Annotated in this window: 25 protein-coding genes; 4 read left to right on the plus strand and 21 right to left on the minus strand. The window is 36.0% G+C overall.

Going from position 1 to position 22,138, the window contains the following annotated elements:
* The first annotated feature begins 2 nt into the window (after positions 1 to 2).
* The 3 genes from Q2U82_RS03165 to Q2U82_RS03175 all read left to right on the plus strand — a co-directional run bounded on the left by Q2U82_RS03165 (position 3) and on the right by Q2U82_RS03175 (position 2,529).
* Positions 3 to 848 carry a mechanosensitive ion channel family protein gene (locus Q2U82_RS03165; protein ID WP_410006276.1) on the plus strand — a complete coding sequence of 282 codons (846 nt, stop codon included), beginning with the start codon at positions 3 to 5 and terminating at the stop codon, positions 846 to 848.
* A 53-nt stretch (positions 849 to 901) separates the two neighbouring features.
* The gene (locus Q2U82_RS03170; protein ID WP_410006277.1) at positions 902 to 1,603 is read left to right on the plus strand and encodes a hypothetical protein; all 702 of its coding nucleotides are present in this window, start codon (positions 902 to 904) and stop codon (positions 1,601 to 1,603) included.
* A gap of 173 nt (positions 1,604 to 1,776) precedes the next feature.
* The gene (locus Q2U82_RS03175) at positions 1,777 to 2,529 is read left to right on the plus strand and encodes a hypothetical protein (RefSeq protein ID WP_410006278.1); all 753 of its coding nucleotides are present in this window, start codon (positions 1,777 to 1,779) and stop codon (positions 2,527 to 2,529) included.
* 8 nt (positions 2,530 to 2,537) lie between these two features.
* Here the strand turns inward: Q2U82_RS03175 and tsaB are convergent, their stop codons facing one another.
* The 16 genes from tsaB to cyoE all read right to left on the minus strand — a co-directional run bounded on the left by tsaB (position 2,538) and on the right by cyoE (position 16,341).
* Positions 2,538 to 3,197: a tRNA (adenosine(37)-N6)-threonylcarbamoyltransferase complex dimerization subunit type 1 TsaB gene (gene tsaB / locus Q2U82_RS03180; RefSeq protein WP_410006279.1), complete on the minus strand. Its 660-nt coding sequence runs from the start codon at positions 3,195 to 3,197 to the stop codon at positions 2,538 to 2,540.
* Positions 3,197 to 4,477, minus strand: a complete 1,281-nt coding sequence (locus tag Q2U82_RS03185; RefSeq protein ID WP_410006280.1) for an efflux RND transporter periplasmic adaptor subunit — start codon at positions 4,475 to 4,477, stop codon at positions 3,197 to 3,199. Before Q2U82_RS03185 ends, tsaB begins: the two co-directional genes overlap by 1 nt.
* 2 nt (positions 4,478 to 4,479) lie before the next feature.
* The gene (locus Q2U82_RS03190) at positions 4,480 to 5,916 is read right to left on the minus strand and encodes a TolC family protein (protein ID WP_410006281.1); all 1,437 of its coding nucleotides are present in this window, start codon (positions 5,914 to 5,916) and stop codon (positions 4,480 to 4,482) included.
* Positions 5,917 to 6,036: 120 nt separating this feature from the next.
* Complete coding sequence (locus Q2U82_RS03195; RefSeq protein ID WP_410006282.1) at positions 6,037 to 7,203, minus strand: efflux RND transporter periplasmic adaptor subunit; 1,167 nt, start codon at positions 7,201 to 7,203, stop codon at positions 6,037 to 6,039.
* A gap of 59 nt (positions 7,204 to 7,262) precedes the next feature.
* Complete coding sequence (locus Q2U82_RS03200; RefSeq protein ID WP_410006283.1) at positions 7,263 to 7,682, minus strand: DUF1801 domain-containing protein; 420 nt, start codon at positions 7,680 to 7,682, stop codon at positions 7,263 to 7,265.
* 9 nt (positions 7,683 to 7,691) lie between these two features.
* Complete coding sequence (locus Q2U82_RS03205) at positions 7,692 to 8,963, minus strand: ABC transporter permease (RefSeq protein WP_410006284.1); 1,272 nt, start codon at positions 8,961 to 8,963, stop codon at positions 7,692 to 7,694.
* A complete protein-coding gene (locus Q2U82_RS03210) occupies positions 8,956 to 10,200 on the minus strand; it encodes an ABC transporter permease (protein ID WP_410006285.1) in 1,245 nt (414 codons plus the stop codon). Before Q2U82_RS03210 ends, Q2U82_RS03205 begins: the two co-directional genes overlap by 8 nt.
* Positions 10,193 to 10,900: an ABC transporter ATP-binding protein gene (locus Q2U82_RS03215; RefSeq protein WP_410006286.1), complete on the minus strand. Its 708-nt coding sequence runs from the start codon at positions 10,898 to 10,900 to the stop codon at positions 10,193 to 10,195. Before Q2U82_RS03215 ends, Q2U82_RS03210 begins: the two co-directional genes overlap by 8 nt.
* A 138-nt stretch (positions 10,901 to 11,038) precedes the next feature.
* Complete coding sequence (locus Q2U82_RS03220; protein WP_410006287.1) at positions 11,039 to 11,272, minus strand: hypothetical protein; 234 nt, start codon at positions 11,270 to 11,272, stop codon at positions 11,039 to 11,041.
* A gap of 76 nt (positions 11,273 to 11,348) precedes the next feature.
* The gene (locus tag Q2U82_RS03225; RefSeq protein ID WP_410006288.1) at positions 11,349 to 11,876 is read right to left on the minus strand and encodes a DUF420 domain-containing protein; all 528 of its coding nucleotides are present in this window, start codon (positions 11,874 to 11,876) and stop codon (positions 11,349 to 11,351) included.
* A 3-nt stretch (positions 11,877 to 11,879) separates the two neighbouring features.
* Positions 11,880 to 12,503, minus strand: coding sequence for an SCO family protein (locus Q2U82_RS03230; RefSeq protein WP_410006289.1), 624 nt, complete (start codon positions 12,501 to 12,503; stop codon positions 11,880 to 11,882).
* Between the two features lie 68 nt (positions 12,504 to 12,571).
* Positions 12,572 to 13,216 (minus strand): hypothetical protein, encoded by a 645-nt coding sequence (locus tag Q2U82_RS03235; RefSeq protein WP_410006290.1) that lies wholly within the window; start codon positions 13,214 to 13,216, stop codon positions 12,572 to 12,574.
* Positions 13,217 to 13,351: 135 nt separating this feature from the next.
* Positions 13,352 to 13,741, minus strand: a complete 390-nt coding sequence (locus tag Q2U82_RS03240) for a cytochrome C oxidase subunit IV family protein (protein WP_410006291.1) — start codon at positions 13,739 to 13,741, stop codon at positions 13,352 to 13,354.
* Positions 13,742 to 13,759: 18 nt separating this feature from the next.
* Positions 13,760 to 14,743, minus strand: a complete 984-nt coding sequence (locus tag Q2U82_RS03245; protein WP_410006292.1) for a cytochrome c oxidase subunit 3 — start codon at positions 14,741 to 14,743, stop codon at positions 13,760 to 13,762.
* Positions 14,744 to 14,789: 46 nt separating this feature from the next.
* Positions 14,790 to 15,371, minus strand: a complete 582-nt coding sequence (locus tag Q2U82_RS03250; protein WP_410006293.1) for a heme-copper oxidase subunit III — start codon at positions 15,369 to 15,371, stop codon at positions 14,790 to 14,792.
* 76 nt (positions 15,372 to 15,447) lie between these two features.
* Entirely contained in the window at positions 15,448 to 16,341 is an 894-nt protein-coding gene (gene cyoE, locus Q2U82_RS03255; RefSeq protein ID WP_410007121.1) for a heme o synthase, read from the minus strand.
* A 123-nt stretch (positions 16,342 to 16,464) separates the two neighbouring features.
* Here cyoE and Q2U82_RS03260 point away from each other — a divergent pair, with 123 nt between their 5' ends.
* Positions 16,465 to 17,448: an MBL fold metallo-hydrolase gene (locus Q2U82_RS03260; RefSeq protein ID WP_410006294.1), complete on the plus strand. Its 984-nt coding sequence runs from the start codon at positions 16,465 to 16,467 to the stop codon at positions 17,446 to 17,448.
* A 52-nt stretch (positions 17,449 to 17,500) separates the two neighbouring features.
* Here the strand turns inward: Q2U82_RS03260 and Q2U82_RS03265 are convergent, their stop codons facing one another.
* The 5 genes from Q2U82_RS03265 to gcvH all read right to left on the minus strand — a co-directional run bounded on the left by Q2U82_RS03265 (position 17,501) and on the right by gcvH (position 22,121).
* Positions 17,501 to 19,591, minus strand: coding sequence for a gliding motility protein RemB (locus tag Q2U82_RS03265; protein ID WP_410007122.1), 2,091 nt, complete (start codon positions 19,589 to 19,591; stop codon positions 17,501 to 17,503).
* 103 nt (positions 19,592 to 19,694) lie between these two features.
* Positions 19,695 to 20,474 (minus strand): energy transducer TonB, encoded by a 780-nt coding sequence (locus Q2U82_RS03270; RefSeq protein ID WP_410006295.1) that lies wholly within the window; start codon positions 20,472 to 20,474, stop codon positions 19,695 to 19,697.
* 113 nt (positions 20,475 to 20,587) lie between these two features.
* The gene (locus Q2U82_RS03275) at positions 20,588 to 21,310 is read right to left on the minus strand and encodes an energy transducer TonB (protein WP_410006296.1); all 723 of its coding nucleotides are present in this window, start codon (positions 21,308 to 21,310) and stop codon (positions 20,588 to 20,590) included.
* Positions 21,311 to 21,376: 66 nt separating this feature from the next.
* The gene (locus tag Q2U82_RS03280; protein WP_410006297.1) at positions 21,377 to 21,775 is read right to left on the minus strand and encodes a VanZ family protein; all 399 of its coding nucleotides are present in this window, start codon (positions 21,773 to 21,775) and stop codon (positions 21,377 to 21,379) included.
* Positions 21,741 to 22,121: a glycine cleavage system protein GcvH gene (gene gcvH / locus Q2U82_RS03285; protein WP_410006298.1), complete on the minus strand. Its 381-nt coding sequence runs from the start codon at positions 22,119 to 22,121 to the stop codon at positions 21,741 to 21,743. The genes Q2U82_RS03280 and gcvH overlap by 35 nt, the downstream gene beginning before the upstream one ends.
* Positions 22,122 to 22,138: the final 17 nt, after the last annotated feature.

A 22,138-nucleotide genomic window follows, 5' to 3' on the forward strand; every position in this document is an offset into this window, starting at 1 on the left:
TTATGGAAAAATTTCAGGACTTGGATATTTACATTGAAAAGTATGGACAAAAATTAATAGATTTTCTACCAAGCTTAATTGGCTCCGTTTTAATGTTGCTGATTGGCCTTTGGCTTATAAAAATTATCAATCGCTTTGTGAAAAAGTTTTTTGATAAAACAGAATATGACCCTACGCTGGAAAATTTTATCGCCAGTCTTATACGGTGGGGATTAAAGATTGTTCTTTTTGTTTTGGTTGTAACACAACTTGGCGTAGAATCTGCTTCACTGGTTGCTATTATTGGTGCTGCGGGACTTGCTATTGGCCTGGCACTTCAAGGATCGCTTTCCAACTTTGCTGGAGGCGTTTTGATATTGTTGCTTAAACCTTTTAAAGTTGGCGATTTCATCAGTGCACAAGGCGTGGACGGAACAGTGAAGGAAATATCCATTTTCAATACAAAACTCAACACTGTGGGAAATCAACTAGCCATAATACCTAATGGAAAACTGAGCAATGATAACATTATCAATTTCACAGGAGAAGGAATACGCCGTGAGAATTTGTCCTTTGGCATAGGTTATGATGATGACATAAAGCAAGCAAAAGATATTTTGCTCAATTTGGTTTCGGAACAAGAAAATGTTTTAAAAATTGAAGATAGAATGCCAATGGTTGCTGTAGCCGAACTGGGTGACAGCTCAGTAAATCTAACAGTTCGCTATTGGGCAAAGAATGAAGATTTTTGGAACCTGCGCTGGGTGGTTTTGGAGGAAGGAAAAGCAAGACTGGAAGCTGCTGGAATTTCAATACCATTCCCACAACGTGATGTTCATCACTTTAATTTAGAAACATTAAAAAAATAATGTTTAATTTGTAGGAATCATTTATCTCTAAATTTTAAACTAAAAAAAATATAATGAAAAAACTTTTAATACTTGGCTTAACGCTTCTTTTCACTATATCAAGCTATTCTCAGGCCAAGAATAGCAACTATGATATGTATTCCAGAACTATAGATTTAAATCAAAAATCTTTGGCTTTTGGACTCACAGAAGCACAATTCAACGCAATTAAGGATGAGGCTTATGCAAATTCAAATTTTGTTCAAGGAAAAATATTTCAAGAAGACCAGTTGATTAAAGATGACGTGCCTATGCGCTATAATGCATATGCTGATGAAATTGAAATAAAGAAAAACGCTTCAGACGAAAGCTATAGTGCTTTAATAAAAGACCCAAATATCTTCGTGAAGATTTATAAAGACATTTATGTTTTTGTTCCCTATGAAGGAAGCAACGAAAAAGGCGGGTATTTTAATGTGTTAAGCGATGGCAAAACATATGATCTTTACAAAAAAACCACTGCCGTTTTTAGAGAGCCTCAAAAAGCCCGAACTAGTTATGAAAGAGATTCCCCACCATCTTTCACTAAAACCGTAACTTATTATTTGGTGCAGGACGGAACATTTTTGGAAATGCCAAGTAGTAAATCAAAGGTGCTTAATATGATGGATAAAAAGAAAAATGAAATTAAAAGCTATATTAAACAAAACAATATTGATACTGATAAGGAAGCAGATATGATAAAACTGGTTACTTATTTTGATTCAATTTTGTAATTAAAAATAGACTCTTAAATAAGCACTTCTTGCTAAAAAAAGGAAAAAAAAAGCGACAATTCATTGTCGCTTTTTTTATGAAGATATTTTCTTAAACACTTATAATGTAAAGTAATATTTTTATATTACACTGTAAATCAGTATTTTTATAGGAATCTATAAAAAATTGATTTATGAAAAAGTTTGTTTTATTCGCCGCGATTCTATTTACTGTTTCCGTATGTATTTCACAAAATGGATCATCACTTCGCCAAGATGGATCATATGCCTTCGGTTCTTCTGGAGGAGGCAACAGTAATTTTGATATTTTTATACGAACTATTGATATAAACCAAAAGAATTTGGCTTTTGGATTGACTGAAGCTGAGTTTGATGCCATAAAAGATGAAGCATATGCAAATTCAAATTTTGTTCAAGGAAAAATTTTTCAAGATGACAATCTCTTGAGAAGTAACATTCCGATGCGTTATAATGCATATGCTGATGAAATTGAAATAAAAAGCCATACTTCAGAAAAAGATTATGGCGCCTTAACGAAAGATCCGAGCATCTATGTGAAAATGGGCAATGATATTTATGTATTCATTCCATATGAGGGCTCAAACGAAAAAGGAGGTTATTTCAATATTTTGACCGATGGAAAGACGTATGATCTTTACAAAAAAACAACTACTGTTTTTCAAGAACCCACAAAAGCAAAAACTTCTTATCAGCGTGATACGCCTCCTTCCTTTAATAAAACAACTAAATATTATTTAGTTAAAAACGGCATTTTCTTTGAATTACCTACAAGCAAAGCAAAATTATTAAAAGTAATGGATTCAAAGAAAAACGAAATGAAAACCTATATAGGTGAAAACAATCTTGATTTAGATAAAGAGGCTGATCTTATAAAAGCAGTTACCTATTTTGATTCACTTTTATAGTAAAAAAATCAACCAAGCATAAATTCCTTTAAATAATAGGGTTCAAAATAAGCGACATTTTCTATGTCGTTTATTTTGAATTTAGCTTCAGCCAAACTTGCCATATCTGCCGAAGAAGGAGAAAAATCTTTCTGAAAAACAGCATTTTTATGCTTGCAAATTGCTTCAAATTTTACAGCGCCATCTCCTATAAAAATCGTTTTTCCTTCATCCAAAAAATCAAGAAAAGAGTTTTCGTTTAGGATTTCGGCTTTAGTTTCGCGAATCTGCTCTTTTTTTGAATTGAATACAGAAGAATAAACTTCCATTCTTCGGGCATCGAGCAATGGAATTATAAAGCAGTCTTCACATTCAACTTGCTGCGCCAATACTTCCAGCGTAAATGTAGAAATCAATGGGATATCCAATGCAAAAGAGAGTCCTTTTGCAGCCGAAACACCAATACGCAAACCAGTATAAGAGCCTGGGCCTTTGCTAACAGCAACAGCGTCTAAATTCTTTTTATCAATCTTAGCTTCTTTTAAAACCTCATCTATAAAAACATGGAGTTTTTCAGCGTGTGAAAATTTTTGGTTGTTTTCTTCCCGAATTGCCTTTATTTTGCCATCCACAGAAATGGCCACTGAACAATTGGTAGTAGCAGTTTCAAGACATAAGATAGCAGCCATTATTTTTCTTTTTTATCTTTTACTGGAGAAGTAACCTGAACTTTGTCTCCTTGCTTCAAAAGTTTGGTTACGGTGTTGTAGGGGCCAGTTATAACTGTTTCACCTTCTTTCAATCCAGATAGGATTTCAATATTTGAATCATCCTGAATTCCAGTTTTAACAATGCGAAGTTTTGCTTCCTCGCCTTCCTTTACGTAAACAGCCTCAAATTTTTCAGCACTTGTATTTACAATTTCACCCGAGTATGGTTTCTTGGCATCTGTTGTATCCGTTTTAATGACAATAGCACTGATGGGAACCCCAATTACATTATTTTTTTTATTGGTAACAATATCAACCGTAGCGGTCATTCCTGGACGGAATGGCGAATAACTTTCAATCTTTCCCTCGGTTAAGTCTTTGTAAGATTCTGGCAGAATGCTAACTTTTACCTTAAAATTGGTCACTTGGTCTGCAGTCAATGCGCTTTCTGCGCTATTAGCAATTGCTGTAACTACACCTTTAAATTCTCGTTTTAAATAGGCATCAACCTCAACGATTGTTGAGTCGCCAACGGAAACTTTTACAATATCATTTTCATTTACATCTACTTCAACTTCCATTTTCTGAAGATTGGCAACACGAACAATTTCAGTACCTGCCATTTGTGCGGTACCCACTACCCTTTCTCCAAGTTCAACAGAAAGTTTAGAAATTGTCCCACTCATTGGGGCATAAATAGTGGTTCTGGAGAGGTTATCTACAGATTGCTTAACGTTTGCAGAAGCACTCTGAACACTGTAATATGCTGCTTTGGCATTCGCCTGTGCCATATCGTAATCTGCTACAGACTTGTCCCATTCAGCTTTTGAAATTACCCCTTTTTCAAAAAGTGCTTTGTTGCGATCATAATTTAGTTTTGCATTTTTTTCACTTGCCTGGGCTTGTGACAATTGTGCCCTAACATTCTGAAGTCCGGCTTGCGATTGGCTTACGGCGGCTTGAATAAGGTCTGGGTTTATTTTTACCAAAAGATCACCTTTTTCAACGGTTTGACCTTCCTTTATAGGAAGCTCTATAATCTCTCCAGAAACTTCTGAAGAAAGAGCTACTTCCACTTCAGGTTGTATTTTACCAGTTGCGGCAACGGTTTCAATAATATCAATTGGTTCAATCTTGGTTATTTCAACTTCTTTATAATCTCCAGATTTTCCGAACCATCCTGCTTTTTTACCAACTATAAGCAAAATAATAAGCAATACAACTACTACAATAATCCAAATGAGTGTTTTTTTCTTCATACTTAAAATTTTAATTCGCCTGCAGGAACGCCAAAGTAAAGCTCCAAAACTTTTAATTTAAAAATGTATTCAAATTTAGTTCTGTTTTCTTCAATTTTTGCATTATCAAAACGCAATTTTGATTGGCTGAAATCGAATGCATTTGTAAGGCCAACATCATAGCGGTCTTTTGCATATTGATAGGCTAGTTCCTGTGATTCTAAAGCAACAGTTGCCGCTTCAAAAGCTTTTAAAGCACCATTGGCATCAACGTACGCTTGATAAACATTAGATTCTAGGTCAAGTTTTGCCTGCTCCAGTTGGAATTCTGTTCTTTTTAAATTGATCTTACTTCTTTTTACGTTATTCCTAACGGATAATCCATTGAATATAGGAACATTTAGTTGTACTCCGTAAGAAATACCATCATTTAAATAGAGTTGTTCTGTATATGGAAGTGCCGCAGTAGAAATTAAAGCATAATTTGGCGCCACAACAACATCTCCGGTTGCCTCTACTATACCAATAGGTTGACTTGGCTGATTTGGATCTATACCGCCTTGGAGAATTCTGGCGGCATCAGATTCTCTAGTATTATAATTAATAAAACCTGATAGTGATGGATAGTACTCACTTCTCGCCAACTGTAAGTCTTTCTTTGCCAGTTCAACATTTTCCTCAGCTATTTTCAACTCAGAACGGTTTTCTCTGGCAGCTTCTATAATTTCTTGCACAGGTTTCTCCGCTATATCGTCTTGAATTATTTCATAGCCTTCATCTATAATATCAAAATTTTTATAATCCTTAATAAGGAGCAATTGCGCTAAATTTATAAGTGAAATTTCAACAGTATTTTCAGCTACTGAAATTTTCTGTTTTTCGCTCGCATCTGTAGCTTTTATTTCCAAAAGATCTCCGCGAGGAAGTACTCCAGCATCCACAAGATCGTTGGTTCTTTGCAATTGCTCCAAAGTAACAAGATTTTGGGATTTTGCCACACTCAAGTTTGCTTTGTTTAAAAGTATCTGAAGATATGCATTTGCAACAAACAGTGAAATATCATCTTTCATTTTATCCAAATTATACTGAGCTGCAAGTCTTGAAATTTCTGCGCGCTGACTAGTTCGGATATTTCGGAGACCATTAAAAATGTTGATTCCTGCCGTAATATTATAGGAAGAGTTACGTGTGGTTTGCGATTGCAAGACGCCGGTAGTTACATTTTGTGTTAATCCAGTATTCCAAGAATTAGAGGCTGAACCGTTAAGTGTTGGCAAAAAGTTACCAAATGCATCTTTTTTAGCTAATTCTGCCGTTTCATAATCAAGTTCGCTTTGTTTTACCGAAATGTTATTTTCAAGGGCATGATTCACGCATTCCTGCAAAGTCCATTTTTTGGTTTGGGCTGAGAGTGAAATGCTGAGTATCAAAAAAAAGAAAGGGATTGCTATCTTCTTCATAAGTTTTTCAATTGCTGAATAAGTCTTTTGTAATGCATTTGCGTTACAAAATTTATTAAATTATAATTTTTTAATCAGGTTTTTTAAGTGTTTTAAACACATAAAACAAAAAAGTCTTTATCATTTTCCACCCGTTGGTGTTGCTGGTTTCAGTTGGTTCCAAACTTTTATGTTGTCATCTTTGGAAACACCACTTTTTACCTCAACGTCAATTCCATCACTCACACCTAAGGTTACATCTCTTCTTTCAAATTTTTGGTCGCCAATCATTACTTCTATAAAAGGCATTTCAGTTTTTGGATCATACTGAACCAAGGCTTCTTTTATGGTTATCACATTTTCGGCTTTGGCGAGAATAATGGAAGCATTTGCACTTAAACCAGCGCGGATAAACGTATTGGTTGTGTCCAAGTTTTTCATAGTACCTTTTATTTCAAACTGGATTGCACCATTTTCATCCACTCCTTTTGGAGCTATATAATCCAGTTCGGCATTAAAAGTTTTATCGGGAATGGCTCCAACTGTAATTTCTAGAGGAAGGCCTTCCTTTATTTTTCCAACTTCACTTTCGTCTACTTTTCCTTCAAAAATCATTTTGTCAACATCTGCCAAAGTAGCGATTGTGGTACCATCATTAAAATTGTTTGATTCAATCACCTGGTTTCCTGTTTTCACCGGAACATCCAGTACCATTCCTGAAACCGTAGCGCGAATTTCAGTATTTGCCGAAGAACCCATGCCGCTGGTTGTTCCAGTTTTTACAATGTCATAGTTCTGATTTGCGGCAGTAAGGCCTACTTGTTCCTGTTTAAGTCTTTGCTGGGCTTGATCATATGATAATTGTGCAGTATCAAACTCATTTGCAGAAATCACACCTTTTTCAAAAAGTTCTTTCTGACGGTTGTAGATATTTTTTTGGTTTTCAAAAGCAAGTCTGGCGGTTTCCACTTGTGTCCGAACGCTATTGATATTGTTCTTCGCACTGTTCAATGAAGAAACATTTGGCACCACTTTCACTTTTGCTATCAAATCACCAGCTTTTACTATTTCACCGGCTTCCACAAATATCTCATCAATAATTCCTGAAATGTTTGGTTTAATAAGCACTTCTTCTTTAGGAACGATGCTTCCTGTGGCTACAGTTTTTTTAACGATGGAGCCCATAACGGGTTTTTCCGTTTCGTAAACCACAGGGTCTTCAATGTTTTTGGAATATAGCCAGTACATTGAAACCACAAATAATACTGCAATTGTGACGAGGATGATTATGGTTTTTGTTTTTTTCATTTTTTTTGATTGTTGGAATTATTCTCTAATTGATGATTTTTCTGTTTTAAGTTTTAAACTTAAGTGTTCAATAATGGTAAATGTTTTATTTTATGGTATGTCAAGGCCATACTGATGCAATGCTTCAATTCAGTTTCAGGTATTTCTTCATTTAATTTAAACACAATGGCTCTATTTTTCTCAAAATTGAATTTGTCCTTATAGACTTTTTTAAATGTCGGTACCAATTTAGAGGTGCATTTAAAATACACTGCGAATTGGTCTGGATTTTTTTCTTTCCAATCCATACGTAGCGTGCTTCCGTGTTTTGTTACATAACTTGGCTCACCCCATTTAAGGGTTTCTTCCAGTTTTTCAACGCCATTGGTTTCGGAAGCTGTTTTTAAAACCAAATCCCTAAGTTGAAGCATTTGTTGTTTCACCATTTTTGGATAGTTTTTAAAAACCTCATCGACTCTTGGATCTGTTATCAATTCCATTATTCGTTTCTATTCAGTTCTTAATGCTTCAACAGGTCTAATCTTTATGGCGTTTTGAGCAGGAATCAATCCTGCCAAAAGTCCGGAAACTATCAAAATAGTAAGTGCTATAAAGACTACACCTATGTTCACCGATGGGTTTATAAACATCATCTCGCTGGTGTCTATAGTACTGAGTTGATAGTTTACCAACCAAAGCACAGCGGATGCTAATACTATTCCAGCCATCCCGGAAACGATGGTTAAAAATATCGATTCCAATAAAATTTGTGCGCGTATGCTCCAAGGTGTTGCGCCAAGTGCACGACGGATGCCTATTTCTTTTGTGCGTTCTTTCACCACAATCAACATAATATTGCTAATGCCGATAATTCCCGAAAGTAGCACGAGAATACCAACAAAATAAGCAACAAAATTGAGTGCCGTAAACAAACCATTTATTTTGCTGTATTCTTGGTAAAGATCAAAATTACCTACGGCGCGATCATCATTTGGATTTATGGTATGACGCGTTTTTATTATATCAAAAATTTGTGACTTCAATTCGGTAATAGAATAACCATCTTGGGCGGTGATCGCCATCCAGCCAACAATGTCACCCATATTGAACGCCTGGGAAAAAGCTGTAAAGGGAACATAAATTTCCTTTTGCATTTCTTCAGGGTCGCCGTTGTTTCCTTTCTTTTTGTAGGTGCCAATAACCAAAAAGTTGACGCCGTTTATTTTAATGTAAGATCCAATAACTTCCTCTCTTGGTTCATATAAAGCACTTTGAACGCCACTGCCAATGATGGCTACTTTTCTTTTTTCGTTAATGTCTGAGTAATTTATAAATCTCCCTGAAGTTATGTCCATCGGTTGCTGTTGGATTATTTCAGGGTAATCGCCATACACATTGAAAGCACCTGTTTGAAGACCTCGAACCACATTATTACTGCCTCTAAAACCACCCAATTGATTTCTCGGTGAAACAAAACGAAGCCCTTGCACATTTTGCTTAATGGCAGGAACATCGTCGGTTTTAAAATTATATCGGCGTCCCTTCGGCAAACCTTTATAGGGCTGTGAAGCGGTTTGGGACCACATAAACATAGAATTGGTAGCCATACCGCTGAAACCTTGTTTTATGCCGTTTTCTAATCCATTGCCAGCGGCGAGCAGAATAACTAAGATGAAAATTCCCCAAAGCACACCGAAAGCAGTTAAAACGGTCCTAAACCAATTACTGCTCAAGGCTTCAAGAATTTCCGCCCAACTGTCTCTACTAAATAGTTTACTCATCGCGCAAAGCTTCTATTGGTTTAATATTTGCTGCTCTGTATGCTGGAAAAAAACCAGCGAGAGCACCGGCAACAACGAGAATTATTACAGTTGTAATTGCAACTGAAAAATCTACGGAAGGATTGCGGATATAGTCCGTTTCAATAAGAGGACCCACAAGCTGCAATAAAAACAAACTAAAAATAAGCCCAACGAAACCTGCTATTGCGGTAACAAAAATAGATTCGTGCAGTATCATTCCAATAATAGACCAAGGTTGAGCACCAATGGCTTTGCGGATGCCTATTTCCTTAGTGCGTTCTTTAACAATGATTAGCATAATATTGCTAACCCCAACTACTCCTGCTATGATGGTACAAATACCCACGCCCCAAAAGAACCAACGAATCATATTATTGAGGTCGTAAAACTTTTTTGTGTTCTCTAAGGTGTTGTTTACGTTTACGGCTCTTTCATCAGTTGGAGCAATGGTGTGTTTGGCTTTTAGGTCTGCTGTTAATTGTGCCGAAAAAGCCTCGGAAGCTGCCAAGGCATCTTCATATTTATCTTGCTTTTCAAGTGTAAACGCTAATGATCTAAGCTTATCGCCTGCATTATAAACACGCTGTGCTGTAGTTAATGGAATAAAAATTCGGGTTTCTTCGCGTTCTCCACCCGGATCACTGTAAATTCCAACAACTTTAAACTTTATACTCGCGATGTCAACATATTCGCCAAGAGCATTTTTATCTTTGAAAAGATCCAAATAGACTTGGTTTCCTATTATAGCAACTTTTTCATAGGTGTTCAAATCACTTTGGTTTATAAACCTACCTGCTACCAGCGTTGCATTTTCCAAAAATTGGTAATCAGCCCGAACGCCTTCCACTCTATAACTTCCGCTTTCTTTTTTATAAGTCGTTAATTGTCCCCATCTACTGTAAACGCCAGATTTAAGGTCTAATTTATCGCTGTTTTTGGTAACCGCCATTTCATAATCACGATTATCCATTTCAATAATTCGACCAGGGTTGAGGCCTTTATATTCTACTGAAGTTACGTTCGTCCAAACGCTGATACGGTTGGTGGCGTCTCTTTCAAATTCCTTTTCAACTCCGTTAGACATTCCTTGACCAATGGCGAGCAAAATGACCAAAATAAAAATACCTGAAGCAACAGAAAGACCCGTTAAAAAAGTTCGCAGCTTGTTTTTACGGATTGCTTCAAAAATTTCCTGCCAGCGTTCAATATTAAACATAGGCTTCGGTTTTGGCGCGTACTTGATTCACTTTGGAATCGTCAATGATGATTCCATCCTTAAGATTAACAATACGTTTGGTCATGTGTGCAATATCGTCTTCATGTGTAACGATCAAGATGGTTTTTCCTTCATCGTTTATACCTTGTATGAGTTCCATTACTTCGTAAGAGGTTTTGGAATCAAGTGCTCCTGTGGGTTCATCAGCAAGCAATACTTTTGGATCACTGGCCAAGGCACGCGCAATAGCCACACGTTGCTTTTGTCCTCCCGAAAGTTCGTTGGGAAGATGCGAAGCCCAATCTGCCAAACCCACTTTTTCCAAATAGTGCATCGCTTTTTCAGTGCGGACATTTCTTTTTACGCCTTGATAATAAAGAGGCATAGCCACATTATCCAATGCCGATTTATAATTGATAAGGTTGAAAGACTGAAAAATGAAACCAAGGAACTTATTGCGATATTTTGCAGCAACTTTTTCATTCAGGTTTTTAATCAATGTGCCGTCAAGAGTGTAAGTACCTTCATCTGCTTCGTCAAGAATACCGAGAATATTGAGTAAAGTAGATTTTCCTGATCCGGAAGAACCCATAATGGAAACCATTTCTCCTTCGGAAACCGAAAAGTTGATGCCTTTTAAAACATGGAGCGAATTTTTGCCCATGTGATATGATTTATGAAGGTTTTTGATCTCTATCATCCTGAAAATTGTTGGATTACAAAATAAAGGGGAAATTCCCTTCTATATGTGAAATTCTTGTTAAGACTTGAAAAGAATGGTTATTGGTTTTTTATAAGACTCTAAAAAACGCGGATTGTTACAGTAATAAAGAAAACATTAGGAGTTTTCCTCAGAGCGGGCTTTCTTTCGGCTTCTGTAGATAGCATAACCAACACCACCAATTAACAGATATGGAAAAATCATAAGATAAACAATTCCGTTATTGATACCTTTAGCTGTTTGCCCTCCTTCTTCACTCTCTAAAACCGCACGACACATTGCACATTGGGCTTCAGCAGGAAGCGCAATAAAAAAAAGAAGCAATACTAAAAAAAGAAGTTTAAGTTTCATTTATTGTGTTTCTAGTTACTCTTTGTTTGATGTTATTAAAGTCAACTCTATCCTTTTCTTTTCTCATTTTTATATCTCAATAATAGGGTGAGATCATTAAATAAACAATTACGCCACTTACAGCCACATAGAGCCATAACGGATAGGTGATACGAGCAATTTTTCGGTGTTTATAAAACTGTCCTGAAATGGCACGAACATAGGTTATCAGCACAAAAGGTATAACGATGATGGACAACAAAATATGCGTCAAAAGAATAAAATAATATATATATTTCAACATTCCTTCACCGCCATAGACGGTTGAATCTGAGGTCATATGATAAGCTATATAGAGTAATAGAAACAAAACAGAGCAGCCGATTGCTGTTTTCATTAAGCGTTCGTGCAGTTTTCTGTTTCCTTTTCTAATCTGATAAACCGCAATTACCAAAAGAATAGCAGTTATACCATTAATAGTTGCATAAATGGGAGGAAGAAACCCCAAACGTTCCACTCCGGGTATTTTTACTGAAAACAAGACAGCAACTGCCATAGGAATAGCAATGGAGAGAATCCAAATCCAAATGTTATATTTCTTTGTGTCTATTTCTGAAGCTTGCATTTCTTACAAAAGATTTTTGATGTCCTCTTTCAACATTTGGATCTGCTTATCGTCCAGTCCATCGTAATAAATCATTGGGTTTCCACTTTCGTCTTTACGGGAACGTATGTTCCCTTTTTGGTCTATCAATGCGAAAAAGCCAGAGTGTTCAAAACCACCTTCTGCTTCCGCTACTTGGCCTACATATAGATTGAAACCTTGATTGGCAAGTTTAAATATTTCCTCCTTTTCACCTGTCAACAGATGCCATTGTAATTTTGTAATCCCTTTATTTTTGGCATATTCCTTTAAAACCTCAGGAGTGTCGTGTTCTGGATCAATGGAAAACGAAGCCATGCCAACTTTGGGGTTGCCCAAAAATTCGTTTTGAATCTTGATCATGTTTTCAGTCATAATTGGACAAATGCTGGGGCAAGTAGTGAAGAAAAACTCAACTACATATACTTTGCCTTCATAATCTTTATTTGTGATTGTTTTTCCGTTTTGGTCTGTAAAACTAAAAGTTGGCACAGCGCCAATCGTTTCAAGATTGGATTTTGAAAGAGTATCAACTATTTTTGGCACTGCCCAAATACCAAAAATTAAAATAATGAACGAAATGCCTATATATGAATAATTTTTTTTCACGGTTAAACTTTTTGTTGTCTGTTATTTGAAAAATAAAAAACCTTTATTCTTTTCTCTATTTCCTATTTTTATATTTCTCGGTTGGATTTATACTTCTTCAAAGCGCGTCTGTATTCTGCAAGAAGCACTTTCACGTCGTCACTCATTTTGTTATTTATTTCCGCTATGTTGCTGGAGTCAAAACCATACATCACTCCTGCATCCTCGTCATCTTTCCTTCCCCGAAGGCTTCGTTCTTTGTCTATTATGAAAACATAGGGGCTGGAAAGATTGGAATCCAGTGCAAGGTTGGAATTAAGTGAGTGAAAAACCCGCTCGATGTCCGTTTCAGGACCAAAAGCGAAAAACCACGCATCTGTAGGTGCTATTTGTTTCAGTTTTTGTTCAATGTTTTTAGCTTGTGCTTCTGTACCTTCTGGTAAAAGGATTACAAATTGAAATTCTTTAAACTCGTGGTTCTTGCTGTAAATTTTTTGCGCAAGGTTATAAGCATATGCTCTGTGATCCTCCAAATTATTACCAAAAAAACCTAAAACCGTAATACGGTTTTCCAATTGGACTGATTTTCCATCGAGATCTTTAAACCCATCCAACTCGGCAACCGAAGGTGTTAAGACCGGCAATGGTTTAAAATAATTGGTGCTCATTGCAAAAAAAATGTATGCCGTTATGGGCAGTATAAACAAGATGCTGAGGACAATATACTTCTTCATTTTCGCAATTTTTTGCTTTTGCAAAAATACAGGGTAAAAGGGGGTTAGGCAATGTTTTGGGTGTTAATTTTAAAATTTGATTCATAAAAAAAGCCCTCAAAAAAGAGGGCTTTTCATTAAATGTTATGGATAGGTTTAAAAATCAAATTTTATATATCCATTCTTATAAACTTCAAAAATATAATCGCCTTCAATCAATATTAACGTAACCAAATATATGATTAGGAAAACTGCGGTCCAGATTACCGCTCTACGAAGCCCTGAGGTCTCGTCGCGCATGTGCATAAAGTCCCAAGTAATGTAATAAGCTTTAAAAAGCGTAAGGATTATAAATATCCAGTTTAGAAGTTTTAGGGCTAAAAAGTGGTGGTCCACCAAAAAGGCTGGACGAATAATACCCAACGCAACCTCTACAATGGTAACTATGGAAAGTACTATAAATACTCCCCAAATCTTACTTATGTTTGATTTGAACTTTAATGCTCCTCTAAATATTTCTAATTTATGTGCTTGTTCGTGTGCCATTTTTCTACTATAAAAATTTTATACAAGATAAAAGAATGTAAATACAAATACCCATACTAAATCTACAAAGTGCCAGTACAGTCCTACTTTTTCAACCATTTCATAATGGCCACGGCGTTCGTAGGTGCCTAATATTACATTGAAAAATATAATACAGTTTATCAAAACCCCAGTAGCAACGTGAAAACCGTGGAAACCGGTAATAAAGAAGAAAAAGTCTGCAAAAAGTGGGTGGCCATATTCGTTGTGGCGAAGGTTTGCTCCTTCCACAACCATAGCACCGTCATTCACAACTTTTGCAATGGATTCTTCGCGGTTTAGAATAATATGATGTCCGTGCTCATCCTTATGTTGAATTCTTACTAAAATATTGTCATTGGCCAAAAATCCTGCTTTTACCTGCTCATAGGAAACACTAGGGTAATATTCGGCTTCATTTTTAAACCAAATTCCATTTTCCTTTGTTTGTTCAGCGCGTTCACCAGAGGCCATAGCGGCAAAATCACGAATTGCAACACGTTCGCCATCCTTATCCAAAAATTGAATAATTTGACCCCCTTTGGTTTCTATTGCGCCATAATCTCCTTTAATAAAAGTTGCCCACTCCCAAGCTTGTGAGCCCAAGAAAATAAGCCCACCGATTATGGTAAGGAATAAATAAAGGATTACCTTGTTTTGTTTCATTTTATGACCTGCATCTACGGCCAAAACCATAGTTACCGATGAAAAAATCAAAACAAAGGTCATAAACGCTACATAAAACATTGGCGCATCAACCCCATGTAAAAATGGAAAGTGAGTAAACACTTCATCCGGAATTGGCCAAGCATCTACAAATTTGAATCTTGAAAATCCGTAAGCGGCAAGAAATCCTGAAAAAGTTAAGGCATCAGAAAGGATGAAAAACCACATCATCATCTTGCCATAACTTGCTTTTAGCGGATCGTTTCCACCGCCCCAGGTTTTTCCTTCGGTACCTGTTTTAACAACAGTAGCTTCCATAAAAATAATTTGGTTTTAAATAAAGGTTCAAAAATACGTTTAATTTTTATTTAACGAAATATAAAAATAAAAACAGGTAAATCCACACTACATCCACAAAATGCCAAAAAGTTGCAGCAAGTTCAACACCAAGGGTTTTACCGTTTTTATATTTTAGTTTATAATGATTATAAATTACAACTAAAAGTGCTATCAGCCCTCCAAAAACGTGTGCCACATGTAATAGAACCACCAAATAAATAAAAGAAGTGGTAATACTACTTGTGGGTCCCGTAAAATTATACCCGCTTGCTACAATTTCGGAAAATCCGACAAACTGAAACACAACAAACAGAACACCCAGTAAAAAAGTGGCAATCAAAAGAAACATTCCGAGAGCGTTTTGTTGCTTTTTGATTGACCTGAGTGCAAAAAAGACAGTAAAACTACTTACAATTATTAAGACAAGACTTACATAGAAAGCTTGTGGCATTTCAAAACTTGAAATCCAGTCTGGTCTTTCCTTACTTACTACGTAAGCACTTGTGAGACCAGCAAAACTCATCGTTAAGCTAATAATACCAAACCAGAGTATATTTTTTTTTGCTCTGTTTTTTTTGGTTTCTTCAGTTCCTTCGGTTAAATCCATTTTATTATTTGTTAATTCGTTAGTTCTGGATTTGCTAATTTATTTCTAAACATAGACCTTTCTCACCCAGCTTCATTTATCTTAAAAATTTATCAGCCACATAGATTATTTGCAACAATGTGATGTAGCTGACACTTGCAAGCATAAGTTGTTTGGCAGCTTTTGATGTTTTTTCTCTGTAAAGTCGAAGGGAGTAATAGATAAGCCCAATTCCTAAAACACCAATCAAAATTCCTGAAATTGGGGTCAAGAAAAGTTTTCCTGTAATTCCCAAAACTGGAATGATCGACACGAGAACTGTCCAAATTGTGTATAAAATCACTTGAATTGCCGTGCCTTTATCACGTTTTCCGTTGGGAAGCATAAAAAAGCCTCCTTTTTTATAATCTTCAAAAAGAAACCAACCGATGGCCCAAAAGTGTGGAAATTGCCAAAAAAATTGAATCATAAACAAGGTTCCCGGTTCAATACCAAATTCGCCCGTAGCAGCAACCCAACCCAACATAAAAGGGATGGCTCCAGGAAAAGCACCAACAAAAACAGAAAGTGGCGTTTTTGTCTTTAAAGGCGTGTATAGACTAACATACATAAAAATGGAAATAGCTCCAAACATTGCTGTTATAGGGTTGATGGAATAAAGGACCACTATGCCAACAACCGTTAAAATAACCGCAAGAATAAAGGCTGACTGAACTGTCATTTGGCCAGCGGGAAGCGGCCTGTTTTTGGTGCGCTCCATTAAAGCATCAAGATCGCGCTCAATTATTTGATTATAAACATTTGAAGCACCCACCATACAGTATCCACCAACGCACAATAAGAAAAGTATATAAAAATCAATGGAATCTGCTCCAAGCAAATAACCCGCAACAGATGAGAATACTACGCTTACGGAAAGTCGAAGTTTGGTGATTTCGATAAAATTCCTAACAACGGATTGGGCAATTGATTGTGATTGGGTAACAGACAAGCTCTTTTTTTTAGGCTGGGCAAAGATACGCTTCCTGTAATTTTTCCGCAATATATTCTTGACAATGTTATGTGTTATTTCAGCATTTTTAGTATTTTCAACCAATTTTAAAACCAAAAAAATATGTTTTCCAAGTTGATCCTAAATACTGTCTTTCTATTTTTCGTTTTATCAGCATTCGCACAAACCGATACCGGAAAGAAAGCAAATATTTCACTTATAAAAGTGCACAACAATATCTACATGCTTCAGGGTAATGGCGGCAATATTGGGCTCAGTTTTGGCAATGATGGTATTTTTATGATAGATGACCAATATACGGACGGCATTGAGCAAATTCAAGAAGAAATTAAAAAGAAGAGCGATAAACCTGTTCGTTTTTTGGTAAACACACATTTTCATGGAGACCATACAGGTGGTAACGCAGCAATGGCAGAAACCGGAACTGTAATCTTTTCACAGGAAAATGTTCGCAATAGATTACAAGGAATGATTAGACGAGAAGCCAAAAAAATTCCACAAGAAGCACTTCCTTTAGTCACTTTTGCGGAAGACCTTACATTTTATTTTAATGGTGAAAAAATATATGTTTTCCACGTGCACAACGCCCATACTGATGGCGATGCAATGGTTTATTTTACAGATAGCAACGTTTTGCACACTGGTGATGTTTTCTTTAATGGAAAATATCCCTTTATCGATATTGAAAATGGAGGTAGCTTAACGGGCTATATTAATGGAATGGAAAAAGCAAGGTTGATAATTAATGAGGATACTCAAATTATACCTGGGCACGGCAATGTGGGCACTTATAAAGATCTCATAAAATCTATTGATATGGTATCTATTGTTTACAAAAGAGTATATGCGAATTACATCGAAAAAAAGACTGAAGACGAAGTTGCAAAAATGACCGATTTAACAAAGGAGTATGATGCAGAGGGTTATGGCAATGGCTACATAAGCACCGAAGCTTTTTTAAGAACGATTTACAAAAGTGTTGCCGCAGAACGAAAATCTATTGAAAACAATGCCGAAAAAAACAAACAAGCCCGAGAAAAAGTTGAAAAAATGATTAAAGAGCAAGAGAAAAAAGAGAAAAATTAACAATTAGGAATTTCTCTTAAACTCAACTTGATATTGTTTTGATTAGATTTTATCAAAAATCATAATAACAATTAAACAGATCTGTGCGTATTCCAAAATTCACCCAAGTTGTTTGGGTCTTAAAAACGGTTTCGGTATCAATCTCTGGATCAAAACTTCTGAAAATAAAGCTTCCATAAATCTTTAAGTTGGTTGCAGGATTAATTACATAACCCGCTTGAACTTCAGTATGGAAAAAGTTGGTTGTATTACCTTGAGCCAAATCATTGCCATTATCAGAAACACGGTCATCTTCATTTCCGTATATATTTCCACCATAAAAGAATGAGTCTTCTGCCGTATTGAACTCAAAGCCACGTTTTGCTATTATGAACTTGGCATCACCATAAATTCTTCCTCTTTGGTAGCGTGCAATGGTTATAAATTCAGAAAAATTGGCTCCAAGAGTATGCGCCATAGATTGATTGTTGTGACCATAATTAAGCACCACAGTATTGTGTGAATAAGTGTAAGGCCGCACTCTGTTGTACTCAGTTTGTAAATAAAGGTTTTTTAAACCGAAGGCATCGTAATATTTCAACCCAAGCTGATAGCCCGTTTTGTTTTTATAACTTCCTTTTCCACCAAAAACATCACTGGTAGAGAATTCATCAATAATAAACTGCCCATAAGCATTTATGCGATCATTCACTTTATATTTGGCGCTTATACCAATCAAGGCATTACCTCCCCTTGACCCCGTTGAAAACTCGATGGCACGGTAGAAAATTATTGGGTTAAGATAGTTGACGTCAAAACCACGGTTGTTGTCATTTTGCCATAATACAGATTCAAAGAGACCTATATTTAATCGCTTAGTAATGTTGTAGCTCAAATAATGGTTTGCCATATATTTTGTTCGGAAAGAACCGTCTTCAGTAACCTCTGGGCGAACATCGCGCAATGACATCCAGGTGTTGGTGTATTTCAATTTCCAAAAAGTAGTATTTATCTTGAAAAACGGGTATGGACTGGCATTATCACTGGTAAATAGAGAACGATACCCATCTCCAAGAAATGTTTTGCCATGGCCCAACTGAATGTTGAAATATTTTGAAGGCGTATAGGAAATATGCCCCGTTGCAATAGGATAGTCATAAGAGTCAGATTTGAATTCTTTTGCTATTCCACGCCCCGGAATGATTGCTGGGTTTCCCCCATCTGGGCGAATAGACTCAGCATATCTGTTAAAATAATCCGCAAAGCGACCTTGGCTTTCATAGATAACACCAAAAAAACCAATTTGTTTCCCAATGCTACCCTGTGTATAGACCAACCGAGTGTTGTTATAGGTGTCAATATTAGCATCAAAATCTTTTCCAGCCTGCAGATCAACGCCCGCATCAAGGGTTAGCCAATAGTCTTTCCCTTTAATTGTAACCAGGTGTTCATTCCAAAGTTTTCTACCGAACCACGAAGTTTTGCTTTTCAAAATTTCTTTGTTAGCGGCTTCAAAATCGTAGTATTTATTTACTTCACTATAAACATAAGGCTTTTGGGCAGTGTGATTGTTAAGGCCTACTCGGTTTAAAGCTGAATCAAAAAGACTGTAATTATGGTGAGATAACGGAATGTTTATATTGCTTTTATACTCTTCGTTATTATAAGGAAGATTTTCAAGTGCATCATATTCATTAACCAGCGCTTCCCTTTCATTCTTCTTTGAAATTTCCTCGGTTTGCACAATGCTTTCTCCGGGCGCCACCAGTGGAATAGCAATAGGCAATGTGAATTGTACATATGCAGGAGAACCGTTATAAGTTGCAGGTTCTACTGTTGGAAGCAATTCAAAAACACGCCTGGCTTCTTCTTTTAATTCATCATAAATTCCATCAACATATAATACTTTGAATTTTCCATCTTTTGTTACTTCAAACAAAACATTCACATTTCCTTTATAATTTTCCGAAAAAACTTTTTCAGAGACCTTGAAGTTCTCAAAAATGAATTGCTGTAGCGTATTTTTAAAACAACTTTCTAAAGCATCAACATCTGTATTGGCACATTCCTTAAAAACCGGATATTTTTCATATTGGGCTGAAGTAACCTGCGCAAAAGAAACTACTGAAAAACAAAAAACAAAAAGAAATATAAACTGCTTCATCGTGGTTTGAATGTTTAATGCCGAAAGATACAGTTTTTTTGTAATGACTAAATTCAAAAAAGGCTCCCTTTTGTTGGGAGCCTTCCATTTTTATAAAAATATATTACCGAATCTTAAAAATGATGGGCACTGTGTAAAGTACTTCAACATTTTTATTTCCTTGTTTCCCTGGTTTCATGGTCGGGAAGGTATTGATAACACGTTGCGCTTCTTTCTTTAAGTTTTCATTGTGTGAGTTTGCCTTCACATCTGTTACATATCCTTTCGAGTCTATTTTGAAATTTACATAAATCTTATAGGTCTCGTTTGCGTTCAGATTCTCCAATACTTCCTTTCTAAAGTTTTTATTGATGAACGAATTTATTTTAGATGACATACATTCCACCTTTTCTGCATTTGACCCCAAAGATTCGCAACCAGGAAAAACCGGAACAAACTCTACATTCATGATATTTTTTGGTTTGGCATCCACAGGATCAACTTCCGTAGTATTAACAGGCTCTGGTGAATCAATCACTGGAACGTCTGTGGCTGTAATAGGAGTTTCAACATCAGTAGTTGCATCTGGAGTTACAACAATAGTGTTGCTAGTTACTATTTTTTTTGTTGGGACCTGTTTCTCAATTACCTTTTTAATTGGTTCTGCGGGCTTAGGCTTGTCAACATCAATTGTATAGATTATCATCGGCAGTTCTTCAATACCGCTAGAAGTTGGCTGTTTAAATTCTGCAACATTCAATTCAAAATTAGTTTGCATTATGAAAAAAACAATCAACAAACTGGCAATGACACCGATTTGGAAAAACAAACGCGAATTCCAATTGATGTTAATTTGCTTTTTTTCGGCTCTTTTGTTTCGGGTATTTTTTGTTGTTGTTTTCATAATGTAAAAATTTAAAGGGTTACATTTATATGAAATACAACTCTTGTGCCAAAACGAAAAAACCCCGTATTTGCTTATACAAATACGGGGTTTTAAAAAATTTCTATAATTATTTATTGAATATCAAAAACTATTGGAAGTGAATAAAGTACTCCAACTGGTTTCCCACGTTGTTTTCCTGGGGTCATATTCGGTAGGGATTGCACTACGCTAACAGCTTCCTTTTCCAATCTGGGGTGTGGAGCACGAGCACGAACATCTATTACCCTTCCGTTTTTATCAATTTTAAACTGAACGGCAATACGCTGTCTTCCATCTAATCCAAGATCTGAAGCCAAATCAGTATTGAATTTTTTATTGATAAACTCACTAATTTTTGAGGACATGCATTTCTTTTTTGCATCATTTCCTTTTTCATTTTCGCAGCCTGGATAAATAGGCACATTTTCAATTACCGCGAAAGGAACATCTGCAATTTCTTCTTCCACAACCTCTTCTTTAATCTCCTTAACTTCAACAATTTTTTCATCTTGTTTTGCCTCGGTAGACTTTATTACGGTTTCTTCTTCTTCCACTTCATCTTCCATAACCTCAATAACCTCTGGCGCTGGTGGCGGCGGTGGCGGTGGCGGTGGCGGTGTTAACTGCTGTGTAATCGGGATTTCTTCTTCAAGATCTTCGCCTACATCTAGTTTTCCGAAGTCATTATCGGATTTATCATAAGATTTCCATTCAATTGCCTGCCAAGCTAGGAAAAGCATAACAACCATTCCGAGTTGGAAAAAGAGCATGCTCTTGCGACTAACGTCTGCTTTCGGATTTTTTTTGGGTTCCATAATAGTGGGTTTAACTTGTTGCTAAAATATAGAAATTATCATTCAATTTAAAACTTAATTGAAATTTTAAGCTTTAAATTTATTTTTTATGCTTTTGAAAAAATAGATTCCAATGAATGAGCCAATTAAGTTCGCTACTACATCAAAAATATCTGCACTGCGCGAAATTGTTAGCAGCCCTTGTAATATCTCAATTATTATGCCATAAAGCAATACTGAAAGCAATAAGATCAAGCCCCATTTATTTTTGAACTGGAAGCCGTTTCTTATATATAAATACAACATCCAAAGATTCACTAAAATAAAATAAATTAAAATGTGGACTATTTTATCTAATGCTGAAAAGTGGACATTAGGCAAATCTTGGCTAGGAATAAAGAACAGAAACGAAATAAAACAACTGTACAGTATTGCAATAAATAAAAGTGGCTTATCCGCCAATAAGTGCTTTATATGCGGCATCATCCAAAAGTTCTGCTATTTCATCAGGGTTTGAAATTTTCAACTTTATCATCCAGCCCTCGCCATAAGCATCAGTGTTTACTTTTTCGGGTTCAGACTCAAGTGATTCATTAAATTCTATGATTTCACCAGAAAGTGGCAAAAACAAATCTGAAACCGTTTTTACAGCTTCAACTGTTCCGAACACTTCATCTTTATCCATAGTATCTCCAACGGTTTCAACCTCTACATAAACAATATCGCCGAGCTCACCCTGAGCAAAATCAGTCACTCCAACAGTTGCTAAATCGCCTTCAATTAGTACCCATTCATGGTCCTTTGTGTATTTTAAATTTGATGGTATTTTCATAATAAATCAGTATATAA

This window comes from Aequorivita nionensis (assembly GCF_046352995.1).
Classification (GTDB): domain Bacteria; phylum Bacteroidota; class Bacteroidia; order Flavobacteriales; family Flavobacteriaceae; genus Aequorivita; species Aequorivita nionensis.